This is a genomic window from Acidocella aluminiidurans (assembly GCF_055383125.1).
Map to the genome: position 1 here is coordinate 3,424,319 of NZ_AP031589.1, position 12,416 is coordinate 3,436,734.

Sequence of the window (12,416 nt, forward strand, 5' to 3'; positions counted from 1 at the left end):
CGGGCGGGCGATGGCGAAGAGCGGCGAAGATCGGCGCCAACAGAGGGTGCAGCCCCGGGCCAACATGACGGCCGGCATGGCCAAGAGGGATCATTCGCGGCCCGCAGAGGCGCGCAAGGGCTCTCGAAATTTCGTTTCAAACCTAATATTTTGATTTTGCTTTGTTTTAACTTTTTCGTCTTGCCTTGCATCGCCGCCGCTCGCATGATCGCGGCACATTCCCACACATGGAGATAGGTCTTGACCGGAAGGGTGACACAACCTGGCCGCTGGGAGCGGTTGGCTGACGCGGCAGCGTTTGCGATGACAATTCATGCGGAGCAAACCCGCAAAGGGGCCGAGATGCCGTATATTTCGCATCTGCTCGGCGTTGCCGGCTTGGTGCTGGAATATGGAGGGGATGAAGACCAGGCGATTGCCGGGCTCTTGCATGATGCGATTGAGGACCAAGGCGCTGAGCAGGAGCCGGTGATCGAGGCGCGGTTTGGTCCGCGGGCGGCGGCAATTGTGCGTGGCTGTACGGACGCGGACACACTGCCGAAGCCGCCCTGGCGTGAACGTAAGGAAGCCTATATCGCGCATCTGGAACATGCTGGCCCGGATGTGTGGCTCGTTTCCTGTGCGGACAAGCTTTATAATGCGCGCGCCATTTTGGCTGATTTCCGTGAGGTGGGGGAGGATGTGTTCAGTCGCTTTACCGGCGGGAAGGAGGGCACGCTCTGGTATTATCGCGGTCTGGCCGATTGTTTTGCACGGTTGATGCCGGGCCGGCTGGCTGGAGAGCTGGGCGCTACGGTGGCGGAGTTGCAGCGTTTGGCCGGTTAGTGAGGGCGCGCGTGGATGGGGCCGAGGTTAAATTCAGCTGAACCGCGTCTTGCTCGGGCCCATGAGACGACGTTCTGGCGACCGGGCAAGTCTGTACTTCCGCGGTCTTGCCTGCCCGGCATCTGGCGTATGGGGCGATCTAGGTTGAGCTGTCTCGAGCGAATTGGCCTTAGGTCAAGTGTCTTGAAGGGGCGTGTGTAGAGACGCTGAAGGGGTATGCTCAAAATTGAGCATACCCCTTGTCGCCACCAAGCTGAGGCGGACAGACGTCGGTGAATGTGACGTTGTACGTGACGTTGTACGTGATGTTGTACGTGACACATCACCCACGGATCGAAAAGTCGGTAATTCTTTCGCGAAAATGAGCGATATTACCCAGGCTCTATGTTTCGCATCTGCTTGGCATTGCCGGCTCAATTAGTGTTTTGACGGTGTATCCGTTACAGCCGCTCCGATTTAGGGCGAGAAGCCGGCCAATTGGCGGCTTTGGAGGGTCTCAAATTGGAGAAGAGACGTGCCAGAACATGCCCTCCATGACGCAGTATTTTTGGCGTATGACATTTCTCCCAATAAGTCGTGACGGTATTCCATAGGGGCCGGATCAATGTGCAAGCACTTTGTCAGGCTGTGCTCATCTTCTGTCGCATTTGCGGCGCGGGACAGCATAAAGGCCGATGCCGTGGTCGGGTCGAACTGGCGGCACCGCATCGGAGAGACAACTTGGCGACCGTGAGGACGCTGCTGCATAGCCAAGGCTTAGTGACTGGGCGGGTGATCCGTCGGTCTACCGGAGCGCAGCACAGGACGCAGGAGGCAGAGTGTAATTTCTGCCTCACCTGGCCGGGTAGATCTGAGTACGGGCGTTGCGTCGCCTAAGGCTTGCAGCCATGGGGCCGGGCTCCCTTCAGGAAGTCTTCTCCCGCTGTCGCAGTCTGACCAGACCACCCGGTTTCCGGGGGCTGGTTAGGCGAACTGTGGCAGCAACCGGAACCGTCTCCGCTTAGGAAGTGTTGTTAAAAAGAGAATAAATAATAGTATTATCAATAGATAATAGATTTCTTGGTCCAACAGAGAGCACGCTTCAGCGCCATTGATTCTGTGGGAAACAGAAGGATCCTCGAAGCTAGATTTTAGTGCCGGTGGTGGACGGCAAATTCACGGCCCGACTCGGGGCGCTGGTTGTTGGTTTCAAGGTTCTTGTTGTGTTCCGAGCATCGCGCAGGTGCCGCGTTTGCAATCACTCCTGCAGGGTGTCCCGGTTGTGCTGGAGCTGCGCGCGCCGCATCGGTGCGGCGGTGCATATTGGGCCCAGATTCTGTATCGTAGCGGCGCTGGTGCCGGGACTACGGGCGCCCCGGGGAGCGGCTTGGCAACGTGATATCCGTTATGGCGGGGCTAAATCCGCCGCGCGGGCTGTTTGTTCTTGAAAAGTGAGGCGTCGCCCGTCTGGTGCTATCTCGAGGCCAGACTGCCTGGAGAGGCCAGCGCAGACGTGTCGTAGCTGTAGCGCTGGGTGGGTTTGTCGTGCCGGGCGCGCGGCGGCTTTGCAGCTAGTACAAACCATAGTCAGAGCCCTTAATGGAGCGTTCTGGCGTCCGGGCAAGTCTCCGCCTCCGCGTCCCTGCCTGCCGGGTGGCAAGCGAGCGGATATCTCGGGGGCGCCTTCTACACTCTGTTTCGCCAACCGCCCAGTTTCACCGGAGGGCCAGTCCGTCTGCCCCGCAGTCCGGCATCTCACGATGCTGGTGAGGATTGCGCTCCTCATGCTGCGGCCCAATTCGCAGGCTTTCAAACGGGTTGACTATATCCCCTAGGCGGACGCCCGCCAGGGGGGGATCGGAGATGTCCGCTTCAGCAGCCGAAGCCACAGTGGCGGGTGAGAATCCCAGTGTGAATCGCGATTGTTTGACGTCGCGCCGTGCTTTGATTCCTCGCCTTTTCGCCGCGTGCCGGATGACCGGAGCCACGTTGCGAAAAAGACTATGAGGCGGACCCCGGTTTTGTCCGGGGTGAAGACACGCATTCTGCTACAGGGAAAGTTCCTGTGGCGCCCGGGCCTGTCCGTCAGCCGGGCTGGAGCCAATTTTAGGCGGCTTCGGCGCAGCTAAAGCGGGCACGGACGGCGGCGACGGCTCGATCCCGGTCAATAAGGCGGGTTTTGCCGAGCTTCAGAGACGGCAGCCATTTCTCTTTGATGCCTTGATAGGTCGCTGAGCGGCTCATGCCAGAATAGCTGACCCAGTCCTGGATTGAGCAGAAGACTGGCGGGACACCATTTGAATTGGCCGCTTGAGCTGTGGGCTCGGCCGCTGCGGGGATGAACTTGGCAGGGATAGATAAGCGTTTGTGCATCGTAAACCTCGATTGTTACCCTGCTGTGATGCCGTCACGACCTGTGGCGCATCATGGCGAACGGTGAGAATCGAGGAGGCAGTGTTCGCGCCAAGTCGCTTGGGGTTGGTGCAAAACAGCTTGGATCATCTTGGGAAGGCCGGTGGAGCAGCCCCCGGCGGGCGCGATATAATAGAAAACACGTAATTTACGGTTGATACGTATCTACGACGGACCGTATGATACGTATCAACCGTAAATTATTATGAAAGAGTCGGAAATGGCTGATTTGTTCACCCGCTTTGAAATTCGCTTGCCGCATCTTTTGGCTGGAAAGATTGACGAGTGGCGCCGCCGGCAGAGGGATTTACCCAATAGGGCGGAAGCGGCACGGCGGCTCATAGAGCAAGGCCTAAATGCACCGGGGAGCAGCGCGTCTCCAGTGAATGAAGAGGACGGCGCCGTTAAACCCGCGATGGTTCATCCAATCGTGTGGAATGAATGCGGTTGGATGGATAAGAATTTCCAAGATGTAGACAAGGCGATGAATACAGATGTGCCGGCGAGTATCCACTTGAAGCTGGAATTTTTGATGAGGAACCAGAAAACCACCAAACGAGCTTTGGTGATCAAATTTCTGGACAAGGCCTGTGCGGAGGCGTTGGCGGAGTACGGCCTCTCCGCCAAATAAAGGCGCCCATAGGCCGTGAGGAGGTCTATGCGGACATCAAATGTGCCAGTCTCCAGTTTTGATGTAATCGGTCTCACACAAGATTTTATCGTTGTATTTCAACTGTTTGTTTTGAAAATCTCTGTTGTTCTGTCTAACGTGGCGCTGAGTCTCATCTGAGACTTTGAGTCTCAGTCACCGCTTTGTACTTCCGGCTCATTTGGCACGCCGCCCTGGGGCGCGTGCTAACACATCCCGCTTGGCGTCCAAATTTCCGCAGCCTCTATATCTATGGTCTGGGAGGCCATCAGGCTGCAGGTGGAGATGTGTGCCGCCCCGATCTCTACCTGCCCCGATGCGCGGCGGGGTTGTATAGAAAGGCCAGAGTTTGTTACGCTTCCTTCCCGCTGGGCAGAATGCAGAGGGTAGGATGATCGAGGTCAAAGCACTGGTGCAGCCAAAAATAGGCTTTGCCTCGCACCAGAACGCGGTTCCATTGATCGCGGACCTGAAGATTGAAAATGGGGGCGAAGAAGCCGTCGGTCCGGCGATTCTCACACTCAGCGCCAGCCCCACTTTTATCGCGCCCCGAACCTGGCGGATTGAGCGTTTAGCGCCGGGGGCGACCACCCATATCAGTGACCGGTTGGTCAGCCTGGATGCGGGGATGTTGGCCGGGCTTAACGAGGCGCTGCGCGGCGCCTTGTGCTTCACGCTTACTGCTGGCGAAGCGCAGCTTGCCGAGGCACGGTACGAGGTCGAGTGTCTGCCACGGCTGCATTGGGCTGGCATGGGCGCGCTTGGGCTTTTGGCCGCCTACTGCATGCCGAATGACCCGGCGATTGATCGCATCCTCAAATCCGCATCTGAAATATTGCACAGTACGGGAAAACAGGATGCCATTGATGGGTATCGGCGCTCTGCCCAGGACGCGTGGCAGCTGGTGTCAGCCATCTGGACGGCGATCAGGCGCCTGAACCTGAGCTATGCCCTGCCGCCCGCAAGTTTCGAGGTGGAGGGGCAGAAAGTCAGGTCGCCCAGCGCAATTTTGGATGGGTTGGTCGCGACCTGCCTCGACACCTCCTTGTTGTTCGCAGCGTGCCTGGAACAGGCGGGGCTGCACCCGCTTATTATCCTTACCCAAGGGCATGCGTTTTGCGGCTTTTGGACCCGCGCCACCAGTCTGCCTGACCTGGCGGTAGAAGAGGCGGAGGTTCTAAGGAAGCATGTGGCGCTGAACGATCTGGTGGTCTTTGAGACCACCTTCGCCACGGACCGGAACGATGCGAGCTTTTTGCAAGCGATCGCCCAGGGCAACCGCCAGCTTGAAGAAGCGCATGACACTGCGTTCGAGGCAGCGCTCGACATCAGGCGTGCGCGGATGATGCGGGTTCGTCCGCTTGGCTCAGAAGCGGTGATTGCCCGGGCAGTGCCGGAGATTGAGGCCGCCCCGTTTTATCTCGACCTGCCGCCGGAGGATTTCATCGCTATTCCGGCCGATGATGAGCCGCAGCCGGCGGATACACCGGAAGGGCGGCTGGCACATTGGCAGCGCAAACTGCTCGACCTGACGACGCGCAATAGGCTTTTGCATGTGGGCGAGAAAAACAAGGCAATACGCCCTCTTTGCCTTGATCTGGGACTGTTGGAGGAGAGACTTGCCGCCGGCCAGAAGATCCATTTTGCGGCAATGCCGGCAAATGCGGTCAGCGGGCGTGACGAGGCGCTGTTTGCGGCGCAAACCCAGGAAAATCTGAAGGAGGAGATGGCAAGGGCCGCGTTGCAGGAGCGGAATACGCTTTTGTGCGATTTGGAGAAGGAGAAGCTGGACACGCTTTTGGTCGACCTCTTCCGCAGTTCGCGTAGCGATGTTCAAGAGGGCGGGGCCAATACTTTGTTTTTGGCGTTGGGCTTCTTGAAATGGCGGAAATCCGCCGACGATGCGCGCTTCTACCGGGCTCCCCTCTTGCTGGTTCCGGTGAGGCTGGAGCGTAAAAGCGCGCTATCGGGAGTGGCGATGCTCGCTCATGAAGATGAGCCGCGCTTCAACCTCACCCTGCTCGAATTGCTGCGGCACGATTTCAATCTCGATGTTCCGGGCTTAGGCGCCGCCCTGCCGGTGCCCGCGAACGGGCAAGGGGTGGATGTAAAGGTCGTTTTGACCATCATGCGCCGCGCGGTGCGCGACATGGCCGGGTTCGAGGTAACCGAGCAGGTGATGCTCGGCAGTTTTTCGTTCGCCAAATATCTGATGTGGAAGGACATGGCGGACCGCGCCGCCCTGCTCACCCAAAGCCCTGTGGTGAAGCATCTCATTGAGCGCGGCCAGGAGCGCTATCAGTCTGCGGGCGACTATCCGCGCCCCGAAGAGTTGGATCGTAAGCTCGACCCGTCCCAGCTGTTCTTGCCCCTGCCGGCGGATTCCTCACAGATCTCGGCGACGGTCGCCTCCGCGAATGGCTGCGACTTCGTACTCGATGGGCCGCCAGGGACAGGTAAGTCCCAGACCATTGCGAACATGATCGCGCATAATTTGGCCCTCGGCCGGCGGGTTTTGTTCGTCGCCGAAAAGATTGCGGCATTGAACGTGGTACATCGGCGGTTGGAGGAGAAGGGGCTCGGAGAGTTCTGTCTACAGCTACATTCGAACAAGGCGAACAAGCTGGAGGTTCTGAAGCAACTTGAGCGTGCTTGGGATGCGCGGGACGCGTTCTCGCCAGAAATGTGGACGCGTGAGGCCGGTCAACTGCGGTTGATGCGTGATCGGTTGAATGAGTTTGTCGCCTTGCTGCATCGGTCGCAGCCCAACGGCATGACGCTGCATCAGGCGATTGGGGTTGCGGTCAAGAATGATAGTATGCGCGCACCGCGCCTTTCCTGGCCTGCCTCGGTTGAGCATAGCGAGCAGGATCTGGCGGAGCTGCGTGATATTGTCAGGCGCCTACAAATCGGTGCCGCACAAGTGGCCGGGGTGCCAGAGAGCTTCGCGTCGCTGCGGGCGATGGAGTGGTCCAATGGCTGGCAAGATGAGTTTTTAGAGGCGGCGCAGGCTTTCCCCGGCAGTTTGGCGGCGCTCTTGGCGGCACGTGATGGCCTGCAGGCAGCCGTAAAGTTCGAAACCGCACATGATTTGCCGGGGATTGAGGCTTTATGCCACCTGGTACAGAGCTTGTTACAAGCCCATGGGCAGGATCTGCGCTTTGCCTTCGCGTCGGATTACGCGACGCTGGCCCCTGCGTTGGCACAGCTAAATCACCTTCTAGGGACTTATCGGCTTATTCAGGTCGAGCTCTCAGTACCTTACACTGATATTGCCGCCGTGCCTGTCGCCGCCATGGAGTTGGAATGGCAGGCGGCGACGCAGAAATTTTTCCTATTTGCTGGTGGAGCCAAGAAGAAGGTTGCCGCGAAATTAGCAGCCTTGGGTCAAGCAGAAACTGCGCCTTCGCCGGCAGAAGACTTGCCTCGTCTGCGCCGTTTGCAGGCGTTAACCGCTGAGCTGGCGGTGTTGCCGGGCGCCTTGCAAGCTGTGCCTGGATGGGCAGGGTTGCGCAGCGATGTCGGCCGGATGGAGGTAGCTTTGGCGTTGGCCGAGGCGTTGCGGCAGGCGATAGGGGCCGGGATCACGGATCCGGACGCGCTGGTCGAACGGCGGCAGAGTGTTCGGCAGTTGGTTGTTGATGCCAATGAATTGCTGGCGCCGGAAGGTAAAATCGCACGTGCGCTGCAAAATTGCGTTGCAGCTTTAAATACGATGCAGGCTTTAGTGGCGAAGCTTGCGCGCCTCGCTAACGCTGAAGCAAACGCCGGACTAAATGAGCTTGGTCTGCTCTCGGCGGCGGTATTGGCCCATCCAACGCGGCTGAACGCCTGGTGTAACTGGCTGCGTGTGGTGGCACAGGCGCGTGGGGCAGGGTTGGGGCCACTTATAGAAGTGAGCCGTCAGAGCGATAGCCTGCCGGATCTTTTCGAAACGGGTTATGCGCGCTGGTTCGCGGCACGGCTGATTGATTCTGAACCGCGCTTGAAAGAGTTCGTGCCGGATGTGCATGGTAGCGACATCATGGCCTTTCGCAAGCTTGAAGACAGGATAGCCGCTTTGGCTGTGCGCTACACGCGGGCGAGGATTTGCGGGCGGATCCCCGACAAGAATGAGGTTGGTAAAAGGGATGGCTACGGCATTCTGAAACATCAGCTGCAACTGCAGAAGCGCCATAAACCGATCCGCCAACTGACCAGCGAAATGGGTGACGCTTTTACGAAATTGGCGCCCTGTATGCTGATGAGCCCGCTCTCGATCGCGCAATATCTCTCGGCCGAACAACCTCTTTTTGATCTGGTGATCTTCGATGAAGCCTCGCAGATCGCGCCTTGGGATGCGATCGGCGCCATGGCGCGCGGCAAGCAGGTTGTCGTGGCGGGCGACCCGCGGCAGATGCCACCTACCAATTTCTTCGGCCGAGGCGGGGATGATGACGAGGTCAGCGACGATGAGCGGGACGCGGAAAGCATTCTTGAGGAATGCCTTGCCGCCGGACTGCCGCAACACACGCTGGAATGGCATTACCGTAGCCGGCATGAAAGCCTGATCGCGTTTTCCAATAGCCGGTATTACGAAAATCGCCTCATCACCTTCCCGGCCGCGGTGACGCGGGCGAGTGCTGTTTCCTGGCGGCGCGTGGCAGGTGTTTATGCAAAGGGCATTGGGCGAACGAACCAGATCGAGGCGCAGGCGCTGGTCGCAGAAGCTGTCTCCCGCCTGACCGACCCAACGCAGAGCGATAAAACGCTGGGCATCATCGTGCTGAACGCTGAGCAACAGAAGCTGGTTGAAGATCTTTTGGACAAAGAGCGCGCGGGCAATCCTGCTCTGGAGCCATTTTTCGGCGACGGCGTCCTGGAGCCGGTGTTCGTCAAAAATCTTGAAACTGTGCAGGGGGACGAACGGGATGTGATCCTGCTTGGTGTTGGCTATGGCCCAACTGAGCCGGGGGCGCCGGCAATGTCCATGAATTTCGGTAATTTGAACCAACGAACCATCACACGCAAAGACATTTCTGCGCTCCACAAGGGAAACCCTGGATTGTCCATTTATGGGCAGAATCTCTTGGTGTGGCAATTATATCGCCATGCAAATTTATGTTACCGCCAGATTTTCTCTTCGTCCGCCTTGCTGTACTCATTCAAAAGATACAATAATTCTCTGGGGTACACTAAGCGGCGAGGGCGTGGTGATGCGGTTCTGGGCTATTTTGGCAATGGTGTTAACGGTTTATTCTATCCCGGACGGTGCATCTGCCCAGGCTCTGGGGACGGCTAGCTCTTCGGGTCTTACAGCTAATGTTATGAGGGTGGCCTATGCCCAGGGCGAAGTCTCTGTTGAAGTGGTGATTAAAAACACAAGCAACATACGCATCTATATTGATGATGCCAGAACGGACGGTTCGCAGAATGCTTTTCTGGGTTCCGGCGCGAAGCTGAATCAGCCGATGCCAAATGGCATTCCTTTTTGCAATGATGACTATGCCGATTGTGTCGCTAATCCTAACAATACCGCTATTAGCCAGTTTTCTTACATTGACCCTGGCAGTTCTCTAGGAGTTTCGATGCGATACATGGCACAACAGCCACCATCGAATCCGGATACCCTCTCGTTCTCTATTACGGTGTTAGCGCGATTTGCAAAATCGCAAGACGATAACTCACCGGATGATGTCGGTCCCGTACAGGAAATAACGCTGGCATTTCCTTTCATCTCTTTTTCACAAAAAGATTGATGCAGAGCCCCTAATTCTGGGCCAGGGTTTGAATATAGTTGTAGGCTTGGGATACTGCGTCGGTAATAGCTTCAGAGTAATCTGACCCCACAAAAGAATCGGCGGGCTCGTAGCCTGTAAAAGGACGATAAGGAATTAAAACGGTGCCATCGGCATATCTGCCGGTGATATAAACCTGCACCGGACAGTTTGTTTGAGTGCTAGAGCACTCCGGATACGTTATATCCTCGACCGTTATCAAAACCATAGCGCCAGATTCATCGCCGGCCCCGAGCACGGACGAAAAGCTGCCCCGCAAAGCGTCACGAAGCTCGTTCGCTGCGGTTTGCGAATTGTGCGCAGAATAGGCAGATTCTACGGATATGGGGGTCGTCGTTGTAAATTGCGGTTCAACAATCGGCAGATTAGCTGATTGCGGTGGTGGGGTAGCGCGGCGGGAGGAAGGGATATTGATGGGTGCTGCTGTGACCGCAGTTTGGGGGGAGGAAATTATTTTGGGCGCGGGCGGCACTGTGGCTTGAGGGGATGGAGACGGTGGGATGATAGGTACGGGCGCGAGTGGTCGGACGTTGAGGGTTTTTAAATACTGAATAATCCTGTTGGTATCGCTATTATCATTCGCCATTTCCCTGTTCGTATTACCATTATCATTCTCTATGATGCCTGTTCCTACGGGCTTGATAACAGCAGTAACTTGAGGTTTGACATCGGTAGACAACGCTAGCCAAATTCCCCAGATGGCAATTAGAAGGCCAATGATCACCGTTAGGCCAACGAAGGATTTCCAGTGAGGATTGCCGTCGAAAAATTTGGCAGCTTTTTTACTCGTGTTCGAGGCGTGGACCCCTGCCTTTTTGACAGGATGGAGTATTACAGCCGTGTTAATTTTGAGCCGTGCCATGGCTCATGATAGGTGTCAAAATATTTAGCGATCAAGAGGCGCGCATTAGCTACCTGGACCATTCGGGGTTTTTAGGTTGGCAGAGGCACTATTGCGCCGGTCGAAAGCGCAGATAGCTTTAGTGAGACCAGTGGCTGCGACAGCAGCCTGAACAAAATATAGACAAATCATTGACTTGTCGAAGGTTGCTGCGGCGAAAGCGGCAGTTGCCATACTGGAAAGTCCCGCTCCGAGGAGAATCCCTTTGCCAAACTTTTCATCTCCAAAATTTGCATCTTCATGTTTTTCATTGGTCATAAAACCTCATTTCTGGGGCTAGGGTGCCGTCCGGTGATCAGAATACGTCAGAAATATGAAAATATTCCTATTTTATTCTGTTGAATATATGTTTCGAAACTGAAGACTCTCGAAATTTCTCCTAAGCCTTGTTATTCAAAGGATTTTCATTTTCATAAGGTCTGAACGGAAAACTACCCCCCAACACTCAAACTGATCGGATGAGCCCGCGTTAGCACCTACGGGGGGCGTAGGGCTGAGAAAAACAGCGGCATCATCTTTCCCGACTCGGCGCTTCTGTTGTTATTGGTTAGTTATCTCTGGGGTTTGTCGGCCTAAATGGATCAATTTTCCACACCCTGTGGCACATTCCACACACAATGCCGATTTACATATTAAATATCAGCGTGTTATATGTTTGGCGTCCGGTCTCATAACCTGAAGGTCCCTGGTTCAAATCCAGGTCCCGCAACCAAGTTCTCAAACGAAATCAACACATTAAAGCCGCCGAAAGGCGGCTTTTTGCTGTCTGGCGCACTAGGGCAGTCTTAGAGTCTTCTGTGATTAGATTGACGCATATCCTGCGTGTTTGAGGTAATTTGTGCATTCTTCTGGCGGGAAGTGATCGAGCAGTGACCCGATGCGCCGCCATGTGGCTTCGACGGTTCTCTCGGCGGCTTTTCTGAGTAGGGTTTTGAGCTTTGCGAAGACCTGCTCGATGGGATTGAGGTCTGGGCTGTAGGGCGGCAGGAAGAAGAGTTTGGCGCCGGCTTTTCTTATGGCATCGCGCGCTGTCTTGGCCTTGTGGCTGCCGAGATTGTCGAGGATGACGACATCGCCGGGGCGCAGCGTCGGCACCAGAAATTGCTCGACATAGGCAGTGAAGCTGCGGCTGTTGATGGGTCCATCGAGTACACAGGGCGCGGTAACCTTGTCGGCCCGCAGGGCGGCGATGAAGGTCAAGGTTTTCCAATGCCCGTGCGGCACCTTGGCGTGCAGCTTTTGCCCACGCCGGCAGCGCCCATGGGTGCGGGTCATGTTGGTTTTGGCCCAGGTCTCGTCGATAAACACCAGGCGAGACGCGTCAATTTTTCCCTGATACCGCCGCCAGCGCGCCCGCTTGAAGGCGATGTCAGGCCGGTCCTGCTCGGCGGGCAGCACGGTTTTTTTTAAAGCTGCTACCCTCAGCGCGGAAGAACCGCGACAACATGCCAGTGTCGGCGCGCACGCCACGCTCTTCCCACAGGCGCACGCTCAACGCCGCCAGCGTGATGTCGGACCGCTCCTCAATGACCGCCAGAAGCCAGGCCCGCTCAGGCTTCACCTTCGAGGGCCGGTGGCCACCAGTGCCAGCGCTGCGTCGGTCACCAACCCGATGCAGGCGCTGAACCCATTTGATGGCAGACGATGCGCTCACGCCAAAACGCCGCGCCGCAGACCGGCAAGTCTCCTCACCGCTCTCCACAACCGAAATCACGCGTTCACGAAGATCAGAAGAATAGGCTCGAGGCATCAGCACTGGCCTCCTCAACCAGCCCAAATCATGAATCACATCAGCCCCGCGTCGGTAAAGAGATACGATTCAAGCTATTCGCAGAGGACTCTAGGGTAATTTAACTCGGATTCCCGAACTTGA

At 56.6% G+C, this 12,416-nt stretch carries 8 protein-coding genes; 4 read left to right on the forward strand and 4 right to left on the reverse strand.

What is annotated here, in order from left to right:
• Positions 1 to 252 precede the first annotated feature (252 nt).
• The gene (locus ACZ46S_RS16890) at positions 253 to 825 is read left to right on the forward strand and encodes an HD domain-containing protein (protein ID WP_464064300.1); all 573 of its coding nucleotides are present in this window, start codon (positions 253 to 255) and stop codon (positions 823 to 825) included.
• Positions 826 to 2,910: 2,085 nt separating this feature from the next.
• Here the strand turns inward: ACZ46S_RS16890 and ACZ46S_RS16895 are convergent.
• The gene (locus tag ACZ46S_RS16895; protein ID WP_464062678.1) at positions 2,911 to 3,177 is read right to left on the reverse strand and encodes a hypothetical protein; all 267 of its coding nucleotides are present in this window, start codon (positions 3,175 to 3,177) and stop codon (positions 2,911 to 2,913) included.
• 259 nt (positions 3,178 to 3,436) lie between these two features.
• Between ACZ46S_RS16895 and ACZ46S_RS16900 the strand changes: the two genes are divergently transcribed.
• The 3 genes from ACZ46S_RS16900 to ACZ46S_RS16910 all read left to right on the forward strand — a co-directional run bounded on the left by ACZ46S_RS16900 (position 3,437) and on the right by ACZ46S_RS16910 (position 9,603).
• Entirely contained in the window at positions 3,437 to 3,847 is a 411-nt protein-coding gene (locus tag ACZ46S_RS16900) for a hypothetical protein (protein WP_464062679.1), read from the forward strand.
• Positions 3,848 to 4,256: 409 nt separating this feature from the next.
• Positions 4,257 to 9,146 (forward strand): DUF4011 domain-containing protein, encoded by a 4,890-nt coding sequence (locus ACZ46S_RS16905; RefSeq protein ID WP_464062680.1) that lies wholly within the window; start codon positions 4,257 to 4,259, stop codon positions 9,144 to 9,146.
• Positions 9,147 to 9,171: 25 nt separating this feature from the next.
• Complete coding sequence (locus ACZ46S_RS16910; RefSeq protein WP_464062681.1) at positions 9,172 to 9,603, forward strand: hypothetical protein; 432 nt, start codon at positions 9,172 to 9,174, stop codon at positions 9,601 to 9,603.
• A 10-nt stretch (positions 9,604 to 9,613) separates the two neighbouring features.
• Here the strand turns inward: ACZ46S_RS16910 and ACZ46S_RS16915 are convergent, their stop codons facing one another.
• The 3 genes from ACZ46S_RS16915 to ACZ46S_RS16925 form a co-directional block, all read right to left on the reverse strand.
• Positions 9,614 to 10,504, reverse strand: a complete 891-nt coding sequence (locus ACZ46S_RS16915) for a hypothetical protein (RefSeq protein WP_464062682.1) — start codon at positions 10,502 to 10,504, stop codon at positions 9,614 to 9,616.
• Positions 10,505 to 10,549: 45 nt separating this feature from the next.
• Positions 10,550 to 10,801 carry a hypothetical protein gene (locus tag ACZ46S_RS16920; protein ID WP_464062683.1) on the reverse strand — a complete coding sequence of 84 codons (252 nt, stop codon included), beginning with the start codon at positions 10,799 to 10,801 and terminating at the stop codon, positions 10,550 to 10,552.
• Positions 10,802 to 11,344: 543 nt separating this feature from the next.
• Positions 11,345 to 12,293 (reverse strand): IS630 family transposase gene (locus ACZ46S_RS16925; protein WP_464062684.1). Its coding sequence is split into 2 segments (ribosomal slippage): positions 11,345 to 11,950 and positions 11,952 to 12,293, totalling 948 coding nucleotides; the frame shifts between segments, so codons are not numbered across the junction.
• Between the last annotated feature and the right edge of the window lie 123 nt (positions 12,294 to 12,416).